This is a genomic window from Ruegeria sp. HU-ET01832, assembly GCF_040371315.1.
GTDB lineage: Bacteria > Pseudomonadota > Alphaproteobacteria > Rhodobacterales > Rhodobacteraceae > Ruegeria > Ruegeria lacuscaerulensis_A.
In genome coordinates this window covers 319,110-345,997 of sequence record NZ_BAABWL010000005.1, presented here as the reverse complement: position 1 = coordinate 345,997, position 26,888 = coordinate 319,110, and the positions used below count along the sequence as shown (strand labels likewise).

Genomic DNA, 26,888 nt, shown 5'->3' with positions numbered 1-26,888 from the left:
TTTGGATATCACCAGTCTACTCGCTCATAGGCATCGCTTTGAATGCTGGTGATCTCAGCTTCGGGTGAGGTCTGGACGGTCTCTGCCATGACATCGGTTTCGGCGCCATCGTCCGCAGGAGAAGAGTGTGCATCCCACGCCAGTAACTCGTCGGTTTCGCTTTGCAGCAGGTTAGACAGATCTTGCCCCTGCTGCATCGTCGCGCCTTCTGTATCGTCAGGGTGCCCGACAACAAGATCAATCTGAGTTTCAGAGGAAATATTTGCGCCATTGAAACCTACGTCTGAGACAGTGATCTCGGCTTTTATCGTGCCCTCAAACCCTGGCGGAGGCGAAATCTCAAGCATGTCTATGTTCCACCCCTGAAGCTCCACCGAGCCACCATCTGACAGGGCTGCGTCTTCGCCACTAAGTATCATGGTGTTTGGCGGCAAACCTTCCAGCGAAACGGATGCTGTCGGACTCGCGTGGCTAAGGTCTATCCCAAGTTCGAAACTGCCATCTTTCTCTATGGTCGTCCCGGCATCGGCTTGAACGAATTCCCGTCCGTTGGTGTCGGGACCTTCCCATTCCAGTTTCAGACCAGCTCGGCCACGGTTCTCGAAATACCGGACTTCGATGTAATACGTTCCGGTCTCGAGTTCGATCTCACCAGAACGGGTCCGAAACCCATGGCGACCGTCGTTGTCAACTACCTCGACGCCATTGATATATACAGCGACACCGTCGTCCCCTCCGGCAAAAAAGGTGTAGGACCCGCCTTCTTCGATCGTAATTTGTCCTTCGAACTGGGCGCCAAAAGTGTCTTTTGACCCATCTGCCCAGAATGAGCCTTTGGTGGTTTCGAAATTTATTTCCGATATCAGCTCTTGATGGCTGGGGTCTGCGGACCAGTCTACGTCGTCTAAGTTTTTCAGTTTATGGTCGACGTCAAAATAGCGCGCAGTGAAACCGCCAAATATTTGGGCCGATGGAAGGGTTTGTTGTGCTGCATTAACGTCGAAAGCAAGCGTTTCCACGCCATCATAGCTGGTGTCGCCACCCGTTGGGGTGGAGTGGTGCAACGTTGCCTGCACTGGTCCCGTAAACTCTGCAGGAGGCGTGATCGTAAGAGCTTGCACATTCCAGCCGCTCAGTTCGACGGTGCCGTCAGGGCCTGCAATTACTGATCCGGACTCTGTTTCGATCTGTGTGCCCTCTGGCAAATCACTCAGCGCGAAGTGAGACTCTTCCGTAAAGCCGACGGCGCCGGCGCTGATTTCAAAGGTAATAGGCATTCCCGATACAGTCTGTGCATCCACTAGGTCCGGCGCCGTGACTGGCTGTCGCCCAACAAGACCGGGGCCTTCCCATTCCAGGGTTGGCCCTGCGGCACCGGGTGTGCCGGCATTTCGCACTTCAATTACATGCGTGCCGGGCGCAAGGTCGATTTCGCCTGTTTGCGCAGAGCCATTCGGAATGACAGTCACGCCGTCGACCACCAGTGTCGCTGAATTGTGGTCATCCAGATGGAATGTAAAAAGTCCGCCTTCTTCAACGTCAATATTGCCAGAAACTTCGATGCCGAATGCATCGTTTGACCTGCTGTCCTGGTGAGGGACCTGTCCAAAGTCGGTGGTCGAAACAACTTCTGTACGGACAGGAGCAGCGTTCCAGTCGACGTCCCCCAGACCGTCTTGGGAGGTGGTTCCAAAAAATTTGACGCTGAAACCGCTGGATATCGAGATGTCGGGCATATCGGCGACGTTCACTTGATAGTTGACGGTTTGGCTCAGCCCTCCCTCGTCAATCACTGTCACATTGACACTAACAGAGGCGGCTTCCTCGAAATCCAATGAAACACCCGGTTTTAGGCGTAGAAGGTTGTCGACGACTTCAAATCGGTCATCCGATACTTCGAACCGGTGAGTGTCCCCTTGATCGGGGTCGTCAAAACTGATTTTCCCGACAACGGCTCCGGTGACATTTTCGGCAACCGTTTGCATGGCCGCCGTCAAGGTGATGTTGTCGATCAAGGCCCCGTAACTGTCGTTCTGACCCTCGGGTTCGCGGAGCTCCAACGTATCCTGTCCTGTCCCGACGACCTGTAGTTGAAACGTATCCCAATCCGATGACTGGGGATCCAACTCGGCAACGAGGTTTCCGTTCCAATAGACTTCGACCGTGTCGGTGCCGCCGGCAAGCCGCTCGCGAAGGGCCAGCCCCAGATCATAAAGCTGGCCGTCCACTGTTTGGAGCACTTGCGAAATACTGTCTACGCCGTGACCGTGGTCCAATTCCATCAATTGGTCGCCATCCGAGGCTTTGGTGCCGCCGAACTGGTCCCAGATTTCGATGCCGTGTGAATCCGCCCAAGACCCCGACGGGTCATTGTTAAATCCTCGCCACCTTCCTTGATCGAGGTCGAATTCTTCAAAGCTGCCGTTGGAAACCAGATTGTCCGTGTTGATGCTGAGGGTTAGGTTTTCCGGACCTTCATCCACGTTCTCAATGGAGATGACGAAGTCTTTCGTAGTACTCAGGCCACCAGAATCTGTAGTTGTGATTTGCAGCTCGATCTGGTCAGTCTCTTCGTGGTCGAACTGTACGTCTGGTTTTAGCCGAAGCTCACCATCAACCACCTCAAACCGGTCGTCCGAGACGTGATAAGCATGGTCGTCGTTGATGTCGGAATCTAGCGTTGATAGATTTCCAATCACAGCCCCAGCGGCGTTTTCTGCGACCGAGTGGTTGTCCAGGGTCACATCTTGGGGTGCTTCGTTAATGTCTTGAACGTCGATTGTGAAACTCTCGATCAGGCTTAGCCCGCCGGTGTCCGTCGCTGTCACGTTGACTTCGACCTGGGCGGCGTCTTCGTAGTCCAATGAAACGCCGGGCTTCAACTGCAGATATCCGTCGACCACTTCGAATCTGTCATCGGAAACACTGATGTTGTAGTTATCGTCCGCATCGGGGTCGGTAACCGTAAGAGCTCCAATAATTGCGCCTTCCGCGTTTTCCGCGACAGCAACGCCGTCTAACTTGATAGTGTCGGGCGCTTCGTTGACGTCCAATACTTCGACGTTGAATCGTTCTGTGAGTGTCAGGCCGCCTGAATCAGTCACGGTGACGTCGACTTCGATCTGGGCTGCCTCTTCGTGATCCAAGGTCGCATCGGGTTTCAGTTGTAGCTGTCCGCCCACAACCTCGAACCGGTCGTCGGACACATGAATTGAATGCGTGTCTGATGTATCAGGATCTACGACCGTCAGTGTTCCCACCACAGCTCCGGCGGCGTTCTCACTTACTTCTAGGGCATCCAACAGGATTTCTTCGGGGGCGTTATTTTCATCCTCAGTGGAAGTGACGAAGTTATCACTCGGAGTGCCTGGATTTAAGGGGGAGGGCACGAAGGGAGTTGGTCCTAATTCATACTGGATCGTTTGTTGTGTTTCGTGCTTATTGCTTTGAATTTCGAACCGCGCGGTGTGATCCCCGGTACCAGGCCCAAGTTGCGCTTCGGCCTTTGGTTTCGTATCGGCCGTTGGCCCGGTTGCCAAAGTTTGATCCACGGTTTGTTCTGTTTCGGGTGCGGCGTTGCTTTTGTAAAGCGCCTGTTCCTGCACGGAATGAACCCGCCCAGGCTGGCCGCCCGGTGCGCCATCTGGTCTGAGCCGCGTCTCAAGGGAACCTACCCGGTCTTCACCCGTGTGCAGTGCGGTTCGGGTGGGATCATTCGAAACCTGCGGTGTCCCATGGGAAAACTGCGCCGCGAATTCCTCTTTTTCTTCCGTCTCTGACAGCTGGGATTGCGCGAAACTTGAAATTTCGTGGGGGGATTTGTTCATTGCGCTACCTCGATTCATCTGTCGGTCCGACCGATAGATATCATGAAGGGTGCTACAGAAAGGTTTCATAAATATCTGCAATTTAAAGGAAATTATTCAAGACGGCATCTGGGTTCTTTACCATTCCTAAAGCGGCGGTCGCGCAACCTTCTGGGACAGGAAAGGGTGATAGTGCATCATGGAACCGCAACCGCTTGCTGGAAATTTGTCCCGATCTGGATTTGGATTGCCAATCTGGGCTGCATCGTTTTCGTTGAATGTTCTGGCGCTTCTGATGCCCTTGTCCATTCTGATGATCTTCGATCGGATTATTCCGTTTCAATCCACAGATACGTTGCGGGTACTAACCGTCGTATTGATCATCAGCGCCGCGGCAGAACTTGTTTTGCGCCAGTGCAGAACAATTATGCTGACCAGCACCGCCGAAGGCACGGCGATAGGCAACCGTCGGCGTTTTTTGAAACAGGTTCTAAATGCGAACACCCGGTCATTTTCGCAAAATCCTGACAGCACTTATTTTGAACGGTTTGCCGCCATTGATCAGTTGAGGGATTATCAATCAGGGCAAAGCCAGACGCTTTCTATTGATTTACCCTTTACTGTGTTGTTCGCGGTGTTGATCGGGTTGATCGGAGGCTGGCTGTTTCTTGTTCCTCTCGGCGCGTTTTGCGTCGTGCTTGGTTTTGCGTTTGTGATGAAGCGCGCTCAGTGGGTGTTGTTCGAACGGCGTAAATCTCTGGACGCCCGAAGATACGCCTTTTTGTTAGAAACTCTGTCCAACGTGCAGACTGTAAAAGCTAACCGGATGGAACCGCAGATGGCGCGCCGGTTTGAAATGCTCGAAGAGCAAACCGTAAATATTAGTAACAAATTAATCCAATTTGCGGGGATTGCACAGAGTTTCGGAGCGATTTTTTCACAAATGATGGTCGCGGCAATGGGGCTTTTGGGGGCCTGCCTCGTCATCCAGAACCATATAGGCATTGCCGAGCTTGCAGCCTGCATGTTGTTGAACGGTCGTATCATCCAGCCTTTGACCAAGTTGATGACATTGTGGGTTCAATCCGAAAATGTCTCGGTTGCACGAGGGCGGTTGAATGACATGGAGGAGTTGGAAGTCAACGAAATACCTTCTGGCCAAGTGCCTGAAATAATGGGGCAAATTTCGGTGCGCGAGATGACTGTCGAGCGCACGGATAGTGCAGGCGCGCTCATGGCTCCGGTAAGTTTTTTAGTACCGCCCTCTGGTTGCGTTTTGTTGGAAGCCGAACAGAGTTGGATGGTTGACTCCGTTTTTGATGCGATCTCTGGTCAACGGCTTCCCTCGAACGGAGAGGTCTTGATCGATGGCTTTTCCGGGGCCAAACGTGTCAATCAAAAAGGGCAGGGCGCGACGATCGTGCTTGAGGCGGACCCTGCAATGTTTTCAGGCACTTTACTTGAAAACCTGAGCGCATTTGGGGACGCGCAAGTCGTTGAGAGGGCGAAAAAGTTTGCTGCTGCGCTGGGATTGGAAAAACGCATTCACCGGCTCCCCGCGGGATACAACACCGTCATGACTGCGCGAACAAGTTTCGAGAAAGATCCAGTCAACCGTCACTTGGTTTCTTTGACACGGGCATTGGCGTTGCAACCCAAAATTTTGCTCATGAATGAGCCGTCGGCGGCTCTGGACACACCAGAACGCCAGGCTTTGGCGGATTGTTTAAGAACCCTTGCGCCGCGGCCGACTATTGTTTTGTCCAGTCCGGACCCGCGCTTACGACAACTGGCAGATCAGGTCGTTCATCTAAAGGCAAAGCTGTCTGACGAGATCACGTCTTGGAGGGATGATGCAGAGCTGGATCGCCAGGCCGCGCTGCTTAAACAACGGGGGGCGGCATGACAAGTCTAAGTACGCAAAGCGCAAGGGGACTTCTACAACGACTTCTATTGGCGGAGGGTTGGAAAAATGGAAAGGACACTATTGCCGAAGCGTTCCCTCATTTGTCGTCCGAACTGCACCGCGACGACATAATAGAAGCGCTTGGCAACCTGAATATTCCCTTCTCGAGAGTCAGGTGCAGGGAAAGCGAGATAACTGATCAAGAATGTCCCGCGCTTGTCTTTCCCAAGTCCGGCGGGTGTTACATTGCCCTTGGGCGTTCCGCGCGGACTATCAGGGTCAGTGATAGTCAAAACCCCGACCTGCGTCACTATCTTCCAGGTTCAGGCCTTTGCACCGTAATCAAGTTGCAAACCGCGACACCAGGGATATCGGAGAAGAAATTTACATCTGTACGTTCGGCTTTCGCTGGTATGCGCGCGATGCTGCCTTGGTTGTTGGTTACGTCGCTGCTTACAAACGTTTTGGGCCTGCTGACTCCATTGTTGATCATGGCGATCTATGATCGTGTCATTCCGTCAGGATCCATTGATATGTTGGTTTCATTGGCAGTCGGTGTCGCCATAATCGGAATATCGGATTTCGCCTTCCGTCTTGCGCGATCTCGCGCGCTTGCTTACGTCGGATGGCACGGTGAGCGTCAGTTGATGATCGCCCTGTTTCAAAAACTGATGTCCCTTCCGCTGAGCCAGCTGCAAAAGTCAGATGTGACGCAGCAATTGGCTCGATTTCGCCAATTCGAATCTTTGAGAGAAGTTTTCACAGGTCAGGTGATGGCAACCGTTCTGGATTTGCCATTTGTGTTGATTTTTCTGACCCTTCTGTTCTTTCTCGCACCCGAAGCCGGATTGTTGTGTCTCGGCATGGTTGTCGTGTTCATTTTGGTCGGTTGTCTTACCATTCCGCGTCAGCGCAACTTGGACCGCGCCGCTGCAGAGGCCGTAGAAGTCGGCCAGTCGTTGGCTCAGGATGCGATCGTTCATCAAAAAGTAATTGCAAACCTGGGCTTGCAGGAAAGATGGATGCGACGTTCGACGCCAATGATCGAACTCGCCGAAGCCGCAGCCCGTCGCGCGCGCCAATTTCAGGCGTTTACCCAGTCACTTGCGCAAACTTTGACCGCTTTGACGGTCGTCGGCTCAATCATCCTGAGCGCCCACGGGGCGGTAACTGCCGATCTGAGTTTTGGCGCTTTGATTGCGGCCATAGCGCTGGTTTCCAAGGTGCTGACTCCGGTGCAGACTTTGTATGCCAGCTTCCCTCAGATGTTAAATTCAGTTTCCAGCCGAGCGCAGGCGGACCGGGTCCTGGGGTTGCAGGAAGAATTGGAACTGGGTTTGGCCCAATCGCATCGAAAAACACTTCGTGGAGCGATTTCACTGTCCTCGGTTACGTATCGGCCGGACCCGCTGAATGGCCCGATTTTGTCGCAGGCCAGTTTGAATTGCGAACCGGGTGAAATTGTTTTGCTCATGAGTAGTGATGCTACCAGCCGGACTGCGGTTTTGGATCTGATCGACGGGCTGCACACGCCATTGGCCGGTACGATCGAACATGATGGCATCGACATTCGTCAGATAGCGCGGGATGAGCTGCGTAAGTCAGTCACCTACGCCCCTTATGAGAAGTCTCTGTTTTACGGTACGGTCGCGCAAAATTTCCGTCTTGCATGTTCGTCGCTTTCGGATGCCGAAATCGTTGCCGCCCTGGATCATATGGACTTGTTGAATGACACTGGGTTGTTGGCAAAGGGGCTGGAAACGCGCCTGACGGACGTGACACTGGCGCAATTGTCAGATGAAACCGTCAAAGCGCTGACCTTAGCGCGCAGTATCGCGCGCCCGTCTACTGTCTATCTGTTCTCCGAGCCTACAAACGGTCTTTCGGACATGCGCCGTAACGGATTCAAAAGATGGGTTTGGGAGCAAAGAGGGCGAAAAACGATACTCATTTCCAGCGCGGACCGCTCGTTCCTCAACATTGCAGACCGTTTCGTTTTTCTGAACGGCGATAGGGTCGTTGTAAATGCAACAGGGGATGCCGGGTTAAAGAAAATCCAAGCTGCTCTGAAAACTGCTGAGGGTCGATCATGACACGTAAGGAATACACCAATACCAAGCCGGGACCGATGGCCAGGGCGGTGGAAAGACGGCGCAAGAAACCTCCTCGTTTTGCGGCTTTTTTAACTTTGGTCTTTTTTTTGATGATCTGTGGCCTCGTGACGGTAGCCGGGCGAACAATGATGCCACAGATCACGCGCGCGCCGGGTACGATCATGCCAATTGGGGACTACCCGCAGATCGAAACTCTACATGGTGGAATCGTAAAGGAGGTCCACGTCCTAAACGGTCAAAGAGTTGAGGCAGGCGATGTACTGGTAGAGTTGGAGCATCCGGATTTGACGCAGGAAGGGGATCTGGCTGCAGAACAGATCGAGGCAATCCAGCGAGATCTGGAAAATGCGATGACCGTACTTGCGATGCTCAACAGGGCTGTGCCTCCAAGCGTGTCCGAGATCAAAGCGCTCGAAGCTCAGGGGCTTGTGACGGCGTCATCCAGATTGCAGCTGTTCTTTGAACGTCAGAGAATCCAACAAACATCATTGAAGCAGCAGAAGGAAACGCTGGATATTTTGCGGCAGGCGGCGGACCTTGCCAATAGACGTGTGGTCAAGAAAGAGGAGCTTCTGGCGAAGTATGCTCAGCTTCAGGCTCAAGGTCTCAAGTCGCTTAGCGATTATCTCGAAGAGGAGGACGAAGTCGAAGCGGTACGCTCAGCCGCATCTGCAGCTTCGGTGCGTCTTGCCGAGGCGCAAAGCGCGCTCATCTTGGCAAGTTCGACATTGCAAGAAGAGACACTGTCTTTGCGTGATGACGTTCTCACCCGGATTTCCGAATTAGAGCAGGAACGAGATCGTCTGCGTGTGTCCCAACAGATCGTAGCTGGTAAACTCGCCGGGCTGCGCATCGTTGCGCCGGCGCGTGGAGTTATTCAATCGGTCGCATTTCCCAACCCAGGCGAAGTGATCGCGCCCGGAGAAACCATCTTTGAGATCCTACCAACCAGACAGGCGCTGATAGTCGAGGCACGTATTCCGAATGCCGAGGTCGGGCATGTCAACGCCGACGATCCGGTATCGATCAGCGTGGACACATTCGATGTGCGCCGTTTTGGCAAAGTCGAGGGGCAATTGAACTGGATTTACCCCTTGCCATTAACAGATGAAAAAACGGGCGAAACCTATTTCCGCGCCTCTTTGGCGTTGGCGCAGGCGTCGGTCGGAACTGGGTCTTTCGCTCGACCACTGCAGGCCGGGATGACCGTGGTTGCCGAAATGAAAACCGGAGAACAGACGTTGCTGGCCTATCTTCTCAAGCCGGTCCAGACGACATTGGATCGCGCTTTCAAGGAAAGATAGCCGACTGACGTCGAAATGGGGCCGTAAGACTGCCGCGATCCATCTCTGCGGCGGGCGCGGCGCAGCGGTCTTGCACTGCGGTCACAAAACCCATCATGTTCGAATTTAGGGAACATGAGGCGGGAGCTCCTGAATGGCTGATACCATGCTGCAAGAAACGCGGGTTTTGGTCGTCGTCGCGCCCAGTTTCAACATCGCGACAACAATGGGTTTTATCGATCCGCTGAGGGCTGCGAACTACCTCGACGGCGCGGGTCATTTCAAATGGGAATTTGCGTCCGAAGCCGGAGGATCCTGCAGGTCCAGCAACGGGGCCTCAATCTGGACACGCGCCTTGAGCGAGGTCGCTGCATCCGAAGTGGACATCGTTGTCGTATCGGCCAGTTGGGCCCCGGAAAAGCATGCGACCGATCGCACCGAAAAGGCGCTTAGGAATTGGGCGCGTCGAGGCGCGAGTATGATCGCGCTGGATACTGGAGCATTCATTCTTGCCCAGGCAGGGTTGCTACGGGGGCGTAAGGCGACAGTGCATTACGAACATATCGACGCGTTCCAAGAGCTTTTCCCCGACGTGGAAGTTGTCGAGAACTTGTTTGTTTTGGACGGCAACCGGATCACATGCTGTGGTGGCGGGGCTTCGGTCGATCTGGGGTTGCAAGTGTTACAGGGTCTGCATGGAAGCGCGCTTGCCAATGCGGCGGCCCGGTACGTGTTCCACGACACACTACGCGGCCCGGCCAACAGGCAGCAACCCGACGGCGCCGAGCCGCTGGGGGCAACGGTTCCAGCGAAACTGCGTCTAGCAATTCAGGCTATGGAGGCCAATTTGGAAGACCCATTGCCTGTGCCCGAAATATGCAAAGTCGTCGGTATCTCGCATCGGCAACTCGATCGCTTGTTTGCGGTCCATGTCGGAAAGACACCAGCCTTGTATTACCGGGATATCCGTCTTGATCGGGCGCGGGGCCTTGTGACGCAGACGCGCCTTCCCTTGGCCGAGATTGCCATTGCATCAGGCTTTGCCAGCCAGGTGCATTTCAGCAGGTCATACAAAGACAGGTTTGGCTTGCCACCCAGCGTGGATAGGGTCGAAGGCAGGGTGCCATTTGAATTTCGTGCTTGGCCAATGCACAGAAATCCCAAGGACCGAGATGGCTAAAAAAATAAAAAATATGGCAAAAAAAGTTAAGGAAAAAGTGTTTTTTCCACGGATCATGAGCCTGATGACCCAATTGGCGGGCCAATTTACGGTCCGATTTCGCGGAGAGAACGATGAGCGAGCTACCCTCAAAAGCGCAATTTGATACGATTTGTGAAGGCTTTAGTCCCGATCCGTTCAACTCAAGCTCGCTCAAAGCTGACGCCTATGTGGATCCTCGTTGGTATCAGGCAGATGTGGCAGCGATTCTTGCGAAGACATGGCAATGGGTGTGTCATGTCGAAAAGCTGCGCCGACCGGGATCTTATTTGACGACTGAGATCGCAGGCCGACCGATTGCGGTGGTTCGGGATCGTCAGGGGGTATTGCGTGCGTTTTATAACGTCTGCAAACACCGGGCGCATCACTTGTTAACCGGCGAAGGCGAAACGACGCGCATCATGTGCCCATATCATGCATGGGTCTATAAACTGGACGGTCAGCTTGTTCGGGCGCCCGAGACCGAGAGCCTGACAGGTTTCGATACTGCGGATATCTGCCTGGACCAAGTTGGAGTGGAAGAGTTCGCCGGTTTTATCTTTGTGAACCTCGACCCCGGGGCGCGCCCGTTATCCGAGGTCTCTGGCGATCTGCAGACTGAAATCCGCCATTGGGCGCCCGATATCGATAATCTGACTTTTGGTCATCGACTGACCTATGACATCAAGTCGAACTGGAAGAATGTCGTCGACAACTTTCTTGAGTGTTATCATTGTCCGACTGCACACAAAGATTTCTGTGACCTGGTCGACATGGACACCTACAAGGTCACGACCTACGGGATCTATTCCAGCCATATGGCAGAAGCGGGCAAGGGCGCAAACTCGGCCTATGACGTGTCCAACGCGACCGTTCGTACGCATGCGGTCTGGTGGTTGTGGCCCACGACCTGCTTGATGCGCTATCCGGGAAGATCGTCGATGATTGTCTTGAACGTTATCCCGGTAGGCCCTGATCGCACGCTGGAAACCTATGACTTCTTTTTGGAAACTCCTGAGCCTGACGGTATGGAGCTTGAAGCGATCCGCTATCTTGACGAAGTACTGCAGCGCGAAGACATAGATATTGTTGAAAGTGTGCAGCGCGGCATGAATACCCCGGCTTTCACGCAGGGGCGGATCGTTCACGACCCTAGCGGATCGGGCAAGTCCGAGCATGCGGTTCACCATTTTCATGGTCTTGTGCTCGACGCTTATGAAAAGGTTGCGCCGTGAGGCAGCCCAATATCGTCGTCATCATGGCCGATCAGTTAGCACCGCATTTTTGCGGCGCTTACGGCCATCCGACGGTGAAGACACCTAATATTGATGCGTTGGCGGCTCGCGGGATGCGGTTCGATGCGGCATATTGCAATTCTCCGCTGTGTGCGCCGTCGCGGTTCGCATTCATGTCGGGACAACTGATCAGCCGGATTGCAGCTTATGACAATGCCAGCGAGTTCAAAGCTTCGGTTCCTACTTTTGCGCATTACCTCAAGGCGCTGGGATATCGGACTTGTCTGTCCGGTAAAATGCACTTTGTCGGCCCTGACCAGAAACACGGGTTCGAGGATCGGGTGACGACCGATATCTATCCGGCTGATTTCGCCTGGACCCCGGATTGGGAGGCTCCGGATGAACGGATCGACAAATGGTACCACAACATGCAAACTGTCAAAGAAAGCGGCGTGGCTATCGCAACCTTCCAGACAGACTATGATGACGAGGTCGAATTCGCAGCTCGTCGATGGCTGATTGATCGGGGCAGGGATCGGGCCGCGGGGGATGCCGCGCCATTTTGCATGGTCGCAAGTTTCATCCACCCGCACGATCCCTATGTGGCAAAACCCGAATGGTGGAACTTGTACTCGGACCTGGACGTTCCGATGCCGGATTACACGCTTACATCAGAGGAGCAGGATCCGTACTCACGCCGTGTGATGGACGGGATCGAAGCAAGCTACGTGCCGTTGAGTGATGAGGAGGTTCGTCGTGCACGCCGCGCTTATCTGGCAAATGTCAGCTATTTCGACAGCAAAGTCGGTGCCATCGTCCAAGCCCTGGAAGATATCGGAGAACGCGACAACACAATCGTCATCGTGACCGCAGACCACGGCGACATGCTGGGCGAGCGCGGGCTTTGGTACAAGATGAACTTCTTTGAACACTCGGCACGGGTGCCGCTGATCATGGCGGGGCCAGAGATCGCTTGTGGGGCGGCCGCGAGTGCGTGCTCGCTGGTGGATCTGTTGCCGACCTTCATTGATATTGCCGGTGGAACAGATGCCATTCTGGGCGAACCGATTGATGGCCGATCGTTGATGCCTCTGGCGCAGGGGCAGGTCGACACGGTGGATGAGGCCATCGGCGAGTACTGCGCCGAGATGACGCCCTATCCTGTATTCATGATCCGTCGGGGGGCGCTCAAGTACATTCATTGTGACCCCGATCCGCCGCAGTTGTATGATTTGGAACAGGATCCCGGTGAACGGACGAACGTCGCGAATGACCCTGCCTACATCAAACAAGCCAGGGCTTTTGCGGCCGAGGTCGCCCACCGCTGGGACAGCGAGGCGTTGCGTAAGGATGTGATCGCGACCCAGAAATCGCGACGTGCCCTACACGCCGCAATGGAGGCCGGTGCCGGCGAAGCGTGGGACTATACGCCTCGGCGCGACGCGACGCAGGAATACGTCCGTAATCATATGGACTGGACTGCGGCCGCCGCAAGATATCGGTACCCGCCCCGAAAGGAGAACAGTGAATGATGCTGAAAGGCAAAACCGCTTTGGTCACCGGTGGACGCGGGGGAATCGGACGCGCCATCGTTTCGCGTTTCCTGCGCGAAGGGGCCCACGTTTACGCTGCGGATCTTTCACCCGAGGGGTCGCTGGCGGAACACAATGAAGATGGCAGCATCTTCGTAAAACTCGACGTCACGCAAGAGGCTGACGCGGTCGCGGCGATGCACAAGGTCGGGGCAGAATCTGGACAGTTGGACATTCTGGTCAACGCGGCAGGGATTGAGATTGAAAAGACGATCGAGGAAACGACATTGGAAGAATGGAACCTGTCGTTTGCGGTCAATGTCACCGGGACATTTTTGACATCGAAACACGCGCTGCCGCTGATGCGTAAGGCAGCACAGGGAACCACGGCGTCTATCATCAACTTCGGCAGCTATGACGGCTTTATAGCCGACCCCGGTCTGGCTGCTTATTGTGCGACCAAAGGCGCGGTTCATGCGTTGACTAGGGCCATGGCCTGCGATCACGGCCCTGAAGGCATTCGCGTGAACGCGATTTGCCCGGGCTATGTCGACACTCCGATGTTGCAGAGCTTTTTCTCGGGCGACGGTTCAGGCGGAGGTGGCAAGTCGATCGACCAGTTGCAGCAGGCGGTTCGCGACGTCCACCCGATGCGGACCTATGGCACACCTGATGATATCGCAAACCTCGTGAATTGGCTGGCCTCGGACGAGGCGCGTTACGCCAGCGGACAGCTTTGGGTCTTGGACGGGGGCTTGAGCGCTCAGGTTCAGCAGATGAAGTTATGACGGCCCCTGATCTTTGGGACGAATCGGGCATGCCGTCGACAAGCGGGGTTGCGGCAGGGATAGACGCCGCCTTGCAAAACAGTTCAGGAGAATAGTGATGCGTTTGGCTGGTAAAAGAGCGCTGGTGACAGGCGGTCGGCAGGGTATCGGGCGCGGGATCGTTGAGGCGTTTGTTCGCGAAGGCGCAGCTGTCACCACGTGTGGTCGCGGTACCCGTCCGACAGATCTGGGCAAGGACGTGATCTGGTACACGCTGGACGTAACCGATGCTGCTGCGGTTGCGGAACTGGCCTTCACAACCGACGGTACGGATATTCTGGTCAATAACGCCGGTGTGCAGGTGGAAAAGACTGTCGCGGACAGTACGGACGCGGATTGGGAGGCGGTCATAGGGACAAATTGCCGGGGTGTATTCAATCTCTGCCGCGCTTACATCCCCCGCATGCCCGAGGGCGGTTCGATTATCAATATTGGTTCTATTTCTGGCCATGTCGCTGATCCGTCTATGGCGCTGTACAATGCGTCCAAGGCATTTGTGCATGGGCTGACACGGTCCATTGCTGTGGATCACGGCCCGCGCATTCGCTGTAACGCGATTTGCCCGGGGTGGATTGAGACAGGAATGCTCGACGCCGGTTTCGATTTGGCTGGCGATCCGGATGCCGCGCGAAAAGATGCGCTGACCCGGCACGCGATGCGCCGTTTTGGCAAACCCGAAGATATCGCATCCATGGCCATTTGGCTGGCCTCGGACGAGGCCGGGTTCGCAACAGGGCAATTGTTCACAGTGGACGGCGGCATGACCGCTGCCTCCCCACTCAATCCGGGGCTGTTTTGATGGATGTTAAACATACGGGTTGTCTTGGCGGTGGCGTCATCGGTGCCAGTTGGGCGGCGCTTTTTCTGGCCTCTGGCCGCTCGGTCGCGATGTATGATCCCGCCCCGGATGTCGAAAGCAAGGTACGCGCCTATATCGAAGAGGCGTGGCAGACGCTGGCCGCGCTTGGCTTGACTGAAACCGGCGGGCCTGACGCGATCACCTTTTGCACAGACCCGGCAGCAGCCGTTGAAGGCGCAGATTTTATTCAGGAAAACGTCCCCGAAAAGCTAGAGGTCAAACACGCGACCTTTGCCAGTATTGAACCTTCGCTTTCAGCGCATGCAATCGTTGCCAGCTCGGCGTCCGGTTTGACGTTAAGCCAGATGCAATCTGGCTGGAGAGACCCCTCTCGGTTTGTTCTCGGGCATCCGTTCAATCCTCCGCACTTGATCCCCTTGGTCGAGGTGCTGGGAAATGACAGGACGACATCGGGAGTGGTTGAAACCGCCCAGCGGTTTTACGAGAGTTTGGGTAAGACCACCATTCGCCTGAACAAGGAAGTCCCAGGTCACGTCGCCAATCGCCTGCAGGCGGCTTTGTGGCGCGAGGCGATCCATCTTGTGATATCGGGCGTCGCGTCGGTCGAGGATGTGGACAAAGCTGTTTGGGCCGGGCCGGGCCTGCGATGGGCGGCGATGGGGCCGACAATGCTGTTCAACCTTGGCGCAGGCGATGGTGGGTTGGATGCGTTTTGCGATCATTTTTCCCAGACCTTCAACGGGTGGTGGGATGATCTGGGTCAGGTCTATTTGACAGATGATGTAAGGCACCAGCTGACCGCAGGGATAAAAGCGCAAACACAGGGAATGCCGCCTGCGGCCCTGTCGCGAGAACGCGATGCACTGATCGTGGCACTGCAAAAGTCGGTTTCGGATGTGCGCCGAAATCAGGCTTAACGGCAGGCACACCCACCGGCTTTTTGCCTACGTAAGAACAGATTTCCCAGATATGCGCGCCCTCCGGAACATCGCCCAATCCGGCGTAGTATGGAAATATTTGAAATTCTGGTGTGTTCCGCCTAGCATTGATGACATGTGGCCCTCGGGTGTTTGCTTTACCCGTGTCAGGTCTTCGTAGTGTGAATGAGTTTTCTAGTTTGCGGTGACTGAAATGAATCTATTTTCCAGCCGTCGGCGGGTCCTTGCGATGCTTCTTTCTGCGGTTGCGGTGGTGCCAGTCGCGCGGATCGGCTTGATGAAACTTAAAGACAATCCCCTTCCACAGGTGCCAGAGCCGCGACTGACTCTGGTCGACGGATGGCTGCTGGATGAAAGTGACCCTGGCGCAGGAGAAGCGTCGTGATCCTTGATGCGCGTTCCGAAATTCCAAACCTCGACGGGACGTATGATTGCTGTGTCATAGGTTCGGGGCCGGCGGGTTTGTCGCTGGCGTTAAAAATGGCCGAGGCGGGCAAACGGGTGCTTGTACTAGAGGCCGGTGACAGGGACATCGAGTCAGAGTCGCAAGACCTTTACGAAGGTCAGGATCTGGGCGTTGAGTACGGATCTCTTTCTGCCACGCGCATGCGGGCCTTGGGTGGGTCGACGTCTGCATGGTATGGCCGTTGCCCTATGCTTGATCCCTTTGACTTTCTGCCTCGTGAAGATGTGCCACTGAGTGGTTGGCCCATCCGCTTCGAAGACTTGCAACCTTATCAGGCGGGCGCAGAACTTATTTTGGGTACGGGTAAATTCGGCCCTCGACTTCGCAAACCAGCAGACGAAACCGGACAAATCGACATCGTCGAGCAAAGGTTCAGTTCGGATCGCGAGTTTTATGACGTGCGTGATGACGAAGCAGCCCGCTTTGGAACCAAATACTTGTCGGATCTGGAGACTTCAGAGAACATTGATCTGGTCCTGAATGCCAACGTCGTGGGATTTACAGTTGATGGCGACAGCGGCAACGTCACCCAAGCACATGTTCGCAACTATGCTGAAGGTGAAGGAAAAGTTCAGGCAGACACCTTCGTGCTGGCGATGGGTGGCGTTGAAAACAGCCGTATGTTGCTGCATTTGAATGCGCAGGAAAACAACCGGTTTGGCAATCAGAATGACATGGTCGGCCGCTGTTTCATGGAGCACCCGATTGTCGTGTTTGGTGCCTACTTTATCACCAAGCGCCTATACTCTCATTCAGCGTCATGGGAGTTCGAACGCCTTCTGCGTCGCTCGGTTCCGGAACTGATGTTAAGTCCCAGCCAAGAGACAATGATGGCAAATGGCTGGTTGAATTCCAGCGTCAGGCTGGAGCGTCTGAAACAGCGTCCGATTGCCAAAGCGCTGGTAGGGGATTCTGAATTCATCAAGGGGCTGACCTACGATCAGGACTATTTCTTTACGGGTGATTGTTTCGTGACGGGCGAACAACTGCCCAATATGGACAGCCGTATCGTTCTGACCGAACAACGTGATCGCTTTGGGCTGAATGTTGTTGGGCTTGATCTGCAATTCACTGACAAAGACATCGAAACTATGCGCGGTTCGGCAGGTGAGGCGGCTAAGTTTCTGATCCGCAATGGATTGGGGCGGATGCGGATGGTGCCTGAGCTTTGGGACTTAGCGCCAGTTGAAGAGATCGGGCTGGTCTATTCAAACCATCACATGGGCGGGGTGCGGATGTCTGCGACGGCTGAAACCGGGGTCGTGGATTCTGATTGCAAAGTGCATGGAGCCACTAATCTCTACGTCGCGGGTTCTGGTGTATTTCCGACATGTGGACAGGCGAACCCCACTTTCACCATTGTGCAATTATCGCTGCGTCTGGCCGACCATTTGATCGCACGGAGTTAACGGGCACTGTTTTCAGCGGTGCAACGGCCATTTTCTGGTTGCTCAGATCGGTTGTGCGTTGTCTCTGTATGACAACAAATGGGGGCGGGAAATCCAATGGCAAATCAAGCGTCCGGTCGGGCGGTCTTTTTGACAGGCAGCCTCATGCGGCATGTGACACGCATGTCCTTGACCACAAGTTTTGGCTTGATGGCCATTTTCGCGGTCGATTTTGTGGATATGGTTTTCATCGCGATGCTCGGGAATGATGCGTTGGCTGCGGCGGTGGGATATGCGGGAACGCTGTTGTTTTTCACCAATTCCGTAAACGTGGGCCTGTCCATCGCGGCCGGGGCGCTTGTCGCTCGCGAACTTGGTGGCGGGCGGGGCGATCGTGCCCGCCATTACGCCACCAGCGTCGCCATGCTGGGGGTCGTGTTCGGGTTTCTGGTATCCGGGATTGTCCTGTTCAATCTCAGGTTTTTTCTCTCACTGCTGGGGGCAGAGGGCGAGGTCCTACGGCTGGCTGCACGCTATGTTTCGATAATTCTGCCAACGATGTGGGTCATGGCTTTGGCCATGGCGGGTATGGCTGTTCTGCGTGCCCATGGAGATGCGCGTCGTTCCATGATGGCGACGATTTATGGCGGAGTAGCAAATGCCGTGCTGGATCCGATTCTGATCTTTGCTGTCGGGTTGGGACTGGACGGTGCGGCTATTGCATCGGTGATCGCCCGTCTCTGTATGTTGGTTTTTGCGCTTGGGCCGGCGATCAGGGTACACCGCGCTTTTGCGCGGCCTTCGATGCGGCAAGTCGCCCAGGATTTCCAGGCGGTGCGCGGTATCGCCGTTCCTGCGGTGCTGACCAATATCGCAACACCGGTGGGCAACGCCATTGTCATACGCGAAGTCGCTCAATTCGGAACAGATGCCGTGGCGGGCATGGCAATCATCGCGCGGCTGATGCCGGTTGCGTTTTCAGTCGTGTTTGCGTTGTCGGGGGCCATTGGTCCAATCGTCGGTCAGAATTTCGGGGCCGGGCAGTACGATCGCGTCAAGGAAACTTTTCTGGCAGGGGTGAAATTTACCGGCGTCTACGTCCTGTTGATGGCCGCAGTTTTGTTCGTGCTGCGCGCGCCCATCGCCGATCTGTTTCAAGCGCAAGAAGAGACGCGGTCTTTGATCTACTTGTTTTGTGGGCCGTTGGCGCTGGCGTCGTTTTTCAACGGTGTGATCTTTGTCTCCAATGCCAGCTTTAACAATCTGGGGCACCCCATTTATTCCACTTGGGTGAATTGGGGACGGCATACACTGGGGACGTGGCCGTTTGCAGTCGCGGGCGCATATTTTGCCGGAGCACCGGGAGTGTTGTTGGGCCAAGCCTTTGGTGGGGTCATATTCGCTTTGGTCTGTTGGGTGCTTGTGCGCCGCGTTGTGTCCGGCCTGAAAGCGCCACAGCGTGTTGATCCATTTGCAGGGCAGAACCGCCTGCAGGCCCTGTTTGGCCGCTGGGGGTGGTAGCCCCCGGATCAGTTGCCAGCGTTGCGGGCCTCAAGACGCTCCAGATTGACGACCGTGGACAGCATAAGCCGGTCGTGGCTCCAGTCTTCGGTCTGCTGGACAGAAGCAGCGCCCAAGCCCAGAACGGCGGCGAATGTCAGCGTTAGGACAAGGAAAACGACCGGTGCAGTGGATTGCACCGACGGGGCCTCAGTCAGGGCCAATACACGTTGGCGTAGGACTCGCTTGGCTTTTCCACCGGTCACAAGCGCGACGTTCAGAACACGTGGGCTGCCGCGGCTGATCGTTTTGGCGCAGTAGTCCAGCAGGCAGTTCGTATAGTCGCGCGCGTCGATACCCCTGCGGGAGACCACCGACTGGTCACACGCCAGTTCGCGCAAGCGGTCGAATTGATATTTCAGCGCAATATAGGCTGGATTCCAGAACAGCAGGGGGCGAAGCAGTTCAAAACCCAATTCCCATTCCACATCGCCGGCGCGCACGTGCTGCAGCTCATGCGCAAGGGCAAATCGCAGCTCGCGCGGGGTGTCCAGCAGGTGGCTGGGCAAAACGACATGACGGCGGAACAGGCCACGAACCGCAAAGGGCACGGTAATCCGGTCCGACAGACGAATGTCTACTTTGGCCGAGCGACGCCAAAGAAAGCTGTTTTGAATAGTTTGGCGGATCGCTATCCCGTCGCGAACGGCCCGCAATAGATACACAACCGCCATAACCGCCAAAAGGGACAGAGCAGCAGACACCAAGGGATAGGCACCCGAGAGCAATATTTCGACCCAGCGTTCACGCGTGTTCAGAAGCGCTTCGAACTGGGTTGCGGGCATTGCGATTTCTCCGCGCAAGTAGGCCGCTACGGCGATGTCGCCTATTGCGACTGTCCCGTGAGACGACGTTTGCGCCGCAAGCGCGCCTATACCCACAGCCAACACTGGGCTGATCAAAACGCACAGGCACAACGCTTTGAGCGCCCTCAACTGCGCAACAAATCCATATTGCATCGGAGTTTTGGTCAGAGCCACCCGGGCGGCCATCCAAATCAGGGCAGCAAGACCCAGCACGATGTTTAATTCCAGATATACGTCGAGAACCGGTTTAACCGCTGTCATTTTGCAGTCTCCTCTCTACCAGTGCCCGAATATCCTCCAGATCGGCTTCGCTCAGGCCCGCATCGTCAACCAGACGCGCCACCAGCGAGGCAGGCGTGTCATCGAACAATGTACGCGAGAGGTTCTGCAACGACCGTGCCTGATATTTGTCTTTCTCCAGCAGTGGCGTATAGATCAGCGTCTTGCCGTCCTTGCGGCTTTCGACAAAGCCTTTCTCGTCGAGAATCCGCAGGATGGTTGCGCCAGAGGTATAGGCCAGATTGCGTTCAGGTGGCAGACGATCAAGCACGTCGCGGACCGAGCCCTGACCAAGTGCCCAGAGCTCATTCATGAACTCCAGCTCTACCTCGGTCAGAAGGTTTGTTGTCTTTTTCTTTCGCATCGGTCTTTCGTGTCGCATTTTTTAGTATGCCTGACAGACAAGCATCCTTTCGCTGTTTCGCAAAGCTCAAACTTTCCAGAAGACGAAAATACCCCAGCCGATGGACAGGAATAGCGGTGTCCAGACGGGTTGCCCAACGATCCCAAGCCAGGCGAGGAAGATATAGGCCGATCCCAGCAGGGTGATGAACAGCCGGTCGCCTAGGGTGGTCGTCAGGCCCAGCACGCCGCGCCGTTCGATCCCGTCGCGGAATTTGAAACCCTCCAGCACGCCGATCAGCGCGATGGCCGAAAAGATGCCGACGAACAGCGCCAGCGTTGCGGGTGTCCAGGCCATCCAGAAATCGGGCCACAAGGGATCGGTCCAAGAAAACCCTTTTTCCTCTTGCTGGCCGACACTGCCCCAGCCCGCCTGTTGGGCCGCCGCCATCGACGGCAGAAAGGGGAGGGTGAGAAGTAGTTTACGCATATCGAACCTCACACACGGCCCATCGCGAACCCACGCGCGATGTAGTTACGGACAAACCAGATGACGATTGCACCGGGGATGATAGTGAGCGTCCCGGCGGCTGCCAGCAGGCCCAATTCGTACCCCGCGCTGGAGGCGGTACGGGTCATCACAGCGGCGATGGGTTTCGCCTCGACCGCTGTGAGCGTTTTAGCCAGCAGCATTTCCACCCATGAGAACATGAAGCAGAAGAACGCCGCCACGCCGACGCCCGCCTTGATGTTGGGCAGGAAGATCGTCACGAAGAAACGCGGGAAGGAATAGCCGTCCACATAAGCGGTTTCGTCTAGTTCCTTGGGGATGCCGCGCATGAAGCCTTCCAGAATCCACACCGCCAGCGGGACGTTGAACAGCGTATGCGCCAGCGCCACGGCCAGATGGGTGTCAAACAGCCCGATCGAGGAATAGAGCTGAAAGAACGGCAGCGCGAACACGGCGGCCGGGGCCATCCGGTTGGTCAGCAGCCAAAAGAACAGCTGCTTGTCGCCCAGAAACCGATAACGCGAGAACGCATAGGCCGCAGGCAGAGCCACACAGACCGACAGCACCGTGTTCAGCGTCACATAGACGATCGAGTTGATATAGCCCCAATACCACGTCGGATCGGTGAAGATGGTAATGTAATTCTCCAGCGTAAAAGTCTGGGGAAAAAGGGAAAAGCCCGACAGAATCTCGTTCGTGGTCTTGAAGGACATCGCGACCAGCCAATAGATCGGCAGCATCAGGAACGCGACATAGAGAATCGGGATTATGGAGCGCTTTTTCATTCTGCGTCATCCTTTGTCATCAGAGTGTAGAAGACCCACGACACAAGCAGCGTGATGGCGAAATAGATCAGGCTCATTGCCGCCGCAGGGCCAAGGTCGAACTGTCCCAGCGCGATCTTCACAAGGTCGATCGACAGCAAGGTGGTTGAGTTGCCGGGGCCACCGCCGGTCAGAACGAAGGGCTCGGTATAGATGTTGAAACTGTCCATGAACCGCAGCAGAACGGCGATGGTCAGGACGGTTTTCATCTTGGGCAGCTGGATATAGCGGAACACCGACCACGGGCTGGCTCCGTCGATCTTGGCCGCTTGATAATAGGCATCTGGGATCGACACGAGGCCCGCATAACACAGCAGGACGACCAGCGAGGTCCAGTGCCAGACATCCATGACAATGACCGTGATCCAAGCCGACAGCGGCTGCTGCGTCATGTCATAGTTGATGCCCAGAACGTCATTCAGGAAGTACCCCATCAGGCCGATTTTCGGCAGGGTGAAGATGTTCCACATCGAGCCCACCACGTTCCAAGGAATAAGCATCGGCAGGGCCATCAGCACCAGACAGACTGGCACCCAGAACCCTTTGCGGGGCATCGATAGGGCTACAATAATGCCCAGAGGCACCTCAATCAGCAGGATCAGGAAGGTAAAGAGGAACTGCCGACCGAGGGCCGCTTGGAACCGATCTGAGCGCAGGATTTGTTCGAACCAGCCCAGTCCTTCCCAGAAGAACTGGTTGTTGCCAAAGGTTTCCTGCACCGAGTAGTTGACCACCGTCATCATCGGCACCAGCGCGTTGAACGCGACCAGCGCCAGCACCGGCAGGACAAAGAACCACGCTTTTTGGTTTTCCGTTCTCATCAGCTGCGCTCCTCGGTTGCGATCCAGCCGTCACGGTAGACGCGGGATTGTTCAGGTTTGAATTGCAGGAAGACCTGTGATCCGGGCTCGGGCACACTGTGTTCGGTCACGGCTTTCAGGGCGGTATTTCCGACCATGGCGCTGACCACGTAATGGCGACCAATATCCGAGACCTTGGTCACATGCGCCGGAATGCCTGTATCGCCAAAGCCCACATATTCCGGGCGGATACCCAGATCAGTGCGTCCTCCGTCGCCATGGGTTGGGCCTTCCAGCACCACTTCATGGCCCTCAAACACGGCCCGGTCGCCCTTGGCCTCGCAGGGTAGAACATTCATGCCGGGTGAGCCGATGAAGTGACCCACAAACGTATGCTGAGGGCGCTCGAACAGTTCAACCGGCGTGCCGATCTGCACCACTTCGCCTTCTTGCATGACAACGACTTCGTCGGCGAAGGTCAGGGCCTCGGTCTGGTCGTGGGTCACGTAGATCATCGTGGCTTTGACCCGCTGGTGCAGCTCTTTCAGCTTGGACCGCAGCTTCCATTTCAGATGCGGGTCGATCACGGTCAGCGGTTCGTCAAACATCACCGCGTTAACGTCGTCGCGCACCAGCCCGCGCCCCATTGATATTTTCTGCTTGTTGTCCGGGCTGAGCCCGCTGGCGCGGGTGCTCAGCATATCCGTGACATCCAGCATTTCGGCGATCTCATCGACGCGGCGTTTGATCGTTGCCGGGTCAACGCCTCGGTTTTTCAGCGGAAAGGCCAGGTTTTCGCCCACAGTCATCGTGTCGTAGATCACTGGAAACTGGAACACCTGCGCAATGTTGCGCTGATCGGGGGGCAGGGCGGTCACATCCCGATCATCGAATAAGATTTGCCCTTCGGACGGGGTCAGAAGGCCCGAGATGATGTTCAGCAAGGTGGACTTGCCGCAGCCCGACGGCCCCAGCAGCGCATAGGCTCCGCCATCGCGCCATGTGACGTCGATTTCCTTCAGCGCATAATCTTCGGGGCCTTTCGGCGCGGGCATATAGCTGTGTCGCAGGTTCGAAAGTTTTATCTGTGCCATGTCAGGCCACCCTTTTGCCGTCTTGGCTGAAATACCGGCAATGCGCCGGGTTCATGTAGAAACTGTGATCTTCGCCAACTTGGTAGGGATGCACCCCCGCCGCCAGCGAAACCCAATCATCCGATCCATGGCGGAAATGCGCGCTGGAATCTGATCCCGACAGCTCGGTCACAATGACCCGGCCCGTCAGTTCAACATCCGCATCCGATGTGCGGAACGGCGTCACCCGGTGCGGGCGCACGGCGACCATGTAGTCTCCATCGGCCATGTCCGAGACGGCCCAGCCACCGCCACCTGCCAGTTGCGCTTGAGCGCCGGACACGGTGATGTGGGCCACGTTGATCGGCGGGTCCGAGAACACACGCGCGGCGGCGATGTTTTCAGGATTGCGATAGATATCTGCTGTGGGGCCGAACTGCGTCACGCGGCCGTCCTCCATCAGGGCCGTGTAGCCGCCCAGCAGCAGCGCCTCTTCGGGTTCGGACGTGGCATAGACCACCACGGCACCGCGCCCGGCGAACAAGTCGGGCAGTTGTTCGCGCAATTCCTCACGCAGTTTGTAGTCGAGGTTTGCCAGCGGCTCGTCCAGAAATACCGCGCGGCTTTCCTTGGCAATCGCGCGGGCGAGAGCTGTACGCTGTTGCTGACCACCCGACAGCTCATGCGGGCGGCGGTGCAGCATGGGGCGCAACTGCAGCAGGTCGGCTGCCTCTTCCACGCGGCCTTCGATCTCAGATTGCGCCATACCAGCCACGCGCAGGGGCGAAGCGATATTGTCAAAAACAGTCATATGTGGGTAGTTCACAAAGAACTGGTGCACCAGGCTGATCTGTCGCTTTTGCGTGTTCAGCCGGGTCACGTCTTGCCCGTCCATCAGCACTTTGCCCGAGGCCATCGGATCCAGCCCGGCCATCATCTTGATCAGAGAGGTCTTGCCCGATCCCGTAGCGCCCAGCAGCACATTGAAATGGCCGGTCTGCAGCTTCAGGTTGGTAGGCTTGATATGAATAACGTTGCCAACCCGCTTGGTGGCGTCTTGAAGTTCGATCATGTCCGTGGGTTCCGGTCCTTCAGTGCAGCGCACTGGTCGTGGGGTGGGGATGCCGCGCACGGCACCCCCGGTTGCATTGGCTTAGTTGGCCTGCCAGCGCGCAACCAGTTCGTCATAGTTGACGGTCTGGCCCTGCGGCTTTTCGTTTTCCAACTTGGCCTTGGGCGAACCGGCTTTCTCCAGCCAGAAGGCGGGGTCCTGCGGCTCGTTCAGGCGCGGGCCGCAGCCGCCATAGACGTTGGCTGCCTCATCCGCAGCCTGCATCCGGGCCATGGTGATGTCCATTTCCTCGGCCAGACGATCCATCGCCTCTTGCGGGGTGAAGGCACCCGAGTTCACGTCACCGATCTGCTGCCACCAGATCTGGGCCAGCTTCGGATAGTCCGGAACATTGATGCCGGTCGGCGACCATGCCACACGATCGGGCGAGCGGTAGAACTCGACCAGACCACCCAGCTTTGGTGCGCGTTCGGTGAAGGACTCGTGATTGACCGAGCTGTCGCGGATGAAGGTCAGACCCACGTGGGACTTCTTCACATCAACAGTCTTGGACGTCACGAACTGAGCGTACAGCCACGCGGCCTGGGCACGATCCGAGGGGGTCGATTTGAGGAACGTCCAAGAGCCCACGTCCTGATAACCGACCTTCTGACCTTCTTCCCAGTAGGGGCCATGCGGGCTGGGCGCCATCCGCCACAGCGGCGTGCCTTCGTCATCCACGGTGTTGTTGCCTTCGGACTTCGGCTTGACCATGTCCGCAGTAAAGGCGGTGTACCAGAAGATCTGCTGGGCCACGTTGCCTTGGCTGAGCGCCGGCAGCGACTGGTAGAAGTCATAAGACGCCGAACCCGGAGGCGCATAGTTCCGCAGCCATTCGTCCCATTTGCGGATCGCATAGACCGCAGCCGGACCGTTTGCAGCACCACCGCGCGACACAGACGCGCCAACGGGGTTACAGGTGCCCGCTTCCATGCGGATGCCCCATTCGTCGACCGGAACACCGTTCGGCTCGCCCACGTCACCGGCACCGGCCATCGACAGCCAAGCGTCGGTCATACGCCAGCCCAGGTCCGGCGCGCGCTTGCCGTAATCCATGTGGCCATAGATTGCGACACCGTCGATTTCTTTCACGTCATTGGTGAAGAACTCGGCGATGTCCTCATAGGCTGACCAGTTGACAGGAACACCAAGGTCATAGCCATACTTCTCTTTAAATGCGGCCTTGTTGGCCTCATCATCGAACCAGTCCTTGCGGAACCAATAGAGGTTCGCGAACTGCTGGTCGGGCAACTGATACAAGTTTCCGTCCGGGCCAGTGGTGAACTGAATGCCCATGAAGTCATCCAGATCCAGCGTCGGCGATGTGGTCGCCGCCCAGTCACCTGCCATCTGTTCGGTCAGGTTATAGGCCAGTTGCAGGCGCGAGTGCGTACCGATCAGGTCACTGTCGTTGACATAGCCGTCGTACAGGTTCCGGCCCGTCTGCATCTGGGTCTGAACAGCTTGAACCACTTCGCCTTCGCCCAGGATCTGGTGGTTGACCTTGATGCCGGTGATTTCCTCGAATGCCTTGGTCAGAACCTCGGATTCATACGAGTGCGTGGGGATGCCTTCGGACAGAACGTTGATTTCCATCCCGGCATAGGGTTGTGCAGCTTCGATGAACCACTTCATCTCGCCCATCTGTTCGTCTTTCGACAGGGTCGATGGCTGGAATTCGTCGTCGATCCAACGTGTTGCTGCGGCTTCGTCGGCCCAAGCAGAGCCGTGGCCCGCAATGACGGCCGCCGCCGCCACTGCGCAAAGTAGATGTCTCCGCATCTGTCTCCTCCCAAAGATTATGTGATCCGGTGCGGACCGGATAGCGCTCAGCATCAGCGATTTTTTGCATATGTGTCAAACTAAATTTTTAGTAAATGAGATTGGTCACCTTACAACCTTAAAAACATGCGCTTTTTGATGATGAGGGCCTTTGACGGACGGATTCGCGCGTCTTGCCGGGTAACTCATTCGTTGATCGGCATCTATCCTTGCCAAGTTGTTGATTCTTAGTAAGCTGCTTCCACGTACAAGCCCCGAAGCGGTGCGCGCCCGGGCGACAAATTTCA

21 protein-coding genes are annotated in these 26,888 nt (G+C 56.1%); 12 read left to right on the top strand and 9 right to left on the bottom strand.

The annotated features are described in order from the left end of the window. Positions 1–8: 8 nt before the first annotated feature. Positions 9–3,827, bottom strand: coding sequence for a PA14 domain-containing protein (locus ABWV79_RS16760; RefSeq protein WP_353393342.1), 3,819 nt, complete (start codon positions 3,825–3,827; stop codon positions 9–11). A gap of 253 nt (positions 3,828–4,080) precedes the next feature. Here ABWV79_RS16760 and ABWV79_RS16755 point away from each other — a divergent pair, with 253 nt between their 5' ends. The 12 genes from ABWV79_RS16755 to ABWV79_RS16700 all read left to right on the top strand — a co-directional run bounded on the left by ABWV79_RS16755 (position 4,081) and on the right by ABWV79_RS16700 (position 19,034). Further along, entirely contained in the window at positions 4,081–5,712 is a 1,632-nt protein-coding gene (locus ABWV79_RS16755) for an ABC transporter transmembrane domain-containing protein (protein ID WP_353393340.1), read from the top strand. A 413-nt stretch (positions 5,713–6,125) separates the two neighbouring features. Next, complete coding sequence (locus ABWV79_RS16750) at positions 6,126–7,805, top strand: ABC transporter transmembrane domain-containing protein (RefSeq protein ID WP_353393338.1); 1,680 nt, start codon at positions 6,126–6,128, stop codon at positions 7,803–7,805. Next, positions 7,802–9,130 carry an HlyD family type I secretion periplasmic adaptor subunit gene (locus tag ABWV79_RS16745; RefSeq protein WP_353393336.1) on the top strand — a complete coding sequence of 443 codons (1,329 nt, stop codon included), beginning with the start codon at positions 7,802–7,804 and terminating at the stop codon, positions 9,128–9,130. Before ABWV79_RS16750 ends, ABWV79_RS16745 begins: the two co-directional genes overlap by 4 nt. A 133-nt stretch (positions 9,131–9,263) precedes the next feature. Next, positions 9,264–10,289, top strand: coding sequence for a GlxA family transcriptional regulator (locus ABWV79_RS16740; protein ID WP_353393334.1), 1,026 nt, complete (start codon positions 9,264–9,266; stop codon positions 10,287–10,289). 113 nt (positions 10,290–10,402) lie between these two features. After that, entirely contained in the window at positions 10,403–11,542 is a 1,140-nt protein-coding gene (locus ABWV79_RS16735) for an aromatic ring-hydroxylating oxygenase subunit alpha (protein WP_353393332.1), read from the top strand. Then, the gene (betC, locus tag ABWV79_RS16730) at positions 11,539–13,074 is read left to right on the top strand and encodes a choline-sulfatase (RefSeq protein WP_353393330.1); all 1,536 of its coding nucleotides are present in this window, start codon (positions 11,539–11,541) and stop codon (positions 13,072–13,074) included. Before ABWV79_RS16735 ends, betC begins: the two co-directional genes overlap by 4 nt. After that, a complete protein-coding gene (locus tag ABWV79_RS16725) occupies positions 13,071–13,862 on the top strand; it encodes an SDR family NAD(P)-dependent oxidoreductase (RefSeq protein WP_353393328.1) in 792 nt (263 codons plus the stop codon). Before betC ends, ABWV79_RS16725 begins: the two co-directional genes overlap by 4 nt. A gap of 97 nt (positions 13,863–13,959) precedes the next feature. Beyond that, positions 13,960–14,700 (top strand): SDR family NAD(P)-dependent oxidoreductase, encoded by a 741-nt coding sequence (locus ABWV79_RS16720; RefSeq protein ID WP_353393326.1) that lies wholly within the window; start codon positions 13,960–13,962, stop codon positions 14,698–14,700. Further along, positions 14,700–15,638, top strand: a complete 939-nt coding sequence (locus ABWV79_RS16715) for a 3-hydroxyacyl-CoA dehydrogenase family protein (protein WP_170352706.1) — start codon at positions 14,700–14,702, stop codon at positions 15,636–15,638. The genes ABWV79_RS16720 and ABWV79_RS16715 overlap by 1 nt, the downstream gene beginning before the upstream one ends. 214 nt (positions 15,639–15,852) lie before the next feature. Beyond that, complete coding sequence (locus ABWV79_RS16710; RefSeq protein ID WP_170352707.1) at positions 15,853–16,044, top strand: hypothetical protein; 192 nt, start codon at positions 15,853–15,855, stop codon at positions 16,042–16,044. Continuing rightward, a complete protein-coding gene (locus ABWV79_RS16705; protein ID WP_353393324.1) occupies positions 16,041–17,534 on the top strand; it encodes a GMC oxidoreductase in 1,494 nt (497 codons plus the stop codon). Before ABWV79_RS16710 ends, ABWV79_RS16705 begins: the two co-directional genes overlap by 4 nt. 162 nt (positions 17,535–17,696) lie before the next feature. Next, on the top strand, positions 17,697–19,034 hold the full coding sequence (locus tag ABWV79_RS16700) for an MATE family efflux transporter (RefSeq protein WP_353393322.1): 1,338 nt from the start codon (positions 17,697–17,699) through the stop codon (positions 19,032–19,034). Between the two features lie 8 nt (positions 19,035–19,042). On the opposite strand, the gene ABWV79_RS16695 is transcribed toward ABWV79_RS16700, so the two are convergent. From ABWV79_RS16695 to ABWV79_RS16660, 8 genes are all read right to left on the bottom strand, one after another. Further along, on the bottom strand, positions 19,043–20,140 hold the full coding sequence (locus tag ABWV79_RS16695; protein ID WP_353393320.1) for a M56 family metallopeptidase: 1,098 nt from the start codon (positions 20,138–20,140) through the stop codon (positions 19,043–19,045). Continuing rightward, positions 20,127–20,522 carry a BlaI/MecI/CopY family transcriptional regulator gene (locus ABWV79_RS16690; protein WP_170352711.1) on the bottom strand — a complete coding sequence of 132 codons (396 nt, stop codon included), beginning with the start codon at positions 20,520–20,522 and terminating at the stop codon, positions 20,127–20,129. Before ABWV79_RS16690 ends, ABWV79_RS16695 begins: the two co-directional genes overlap by 14 nt. 66 nt (positions 20,523–20,588) lie before the next feature. Next, complete coding sequence (locus ABWV79_RS16685; RefSeq protein WP_170352712.1) at positions 20,589–20,990, bottom strand: DUF2160 domain-containing protein; 402 nt, start codon at positions 20,988–20,990, stop codon at positions 20,589–20,591. A gap of 8 nt (positions 20,991–20,998) precedes the next feature. Next, a complete protein-coding gene (locus ABWV79_RS16680) occupies positions 20,999–21,796 on the bottom strand; it encodes a carbohydrate ABC transporter permease (RefSeq protein WP_170750514.1) in 798 nt (265 codons plus the stop codon). Continuing rightward, positions 21,793–22,656 (bottom strand): carbohydrate ABC transporter permease, encoded by an 864-nt coding sequence (locus tag ABWV79_RS16675; RefSeq protein ID WP_170724206.1) that lies wholly within the window; start codon positions 22,654–22,656, stop codon positions 21,793–21,795. The genes ABWV79_RS16680 and ABWV79_RS16675 overlap by 4 nt, the downstream gene beginning before the upstream one ends. Then, complete coding sequence (locus ABWV79_RS16670; RefSeq protein ID WP_353393317.1) at positions 22,656–23,729, bottom strand: ABC transporter ATP-binding protein; 1,074 nt, start codon at positions 23,727–23,729, stop codon at positions 22,656–22,658. The genes ABWV79_RS16675 and ABWV79_RS16670 overlap by 1 nt, the downstream gene beginning before the upstream one ends. A 1-nt stretch (position 23,730) precedes the next feature. Beyond that, positions 23,731–24,780, bottom strand: coding sequence for an ABC transporter ATP-binding protein (locus tag ABWV79_RS16665; RefSeq protein WP_353393315.1), 1,050 nt, complete (start codon positions 24,778–24,780; stop codon positions 23,731–23,733). An 81-nt stretch (positions 24,781–24,861) separates the two neighbouring features. Next, entirely contained in the window at positions 24,862–26,601 is a 1,740-nt protein-coding gene (locus tag ABWV79_RS16660; RefSeq protein ID WP_353393313.1) for an ABC transporter substrate-binding protein, read from the bottom strand. Between the last annotated feature and the right edge of the window lie 287 nt (positions 26,602–26,888).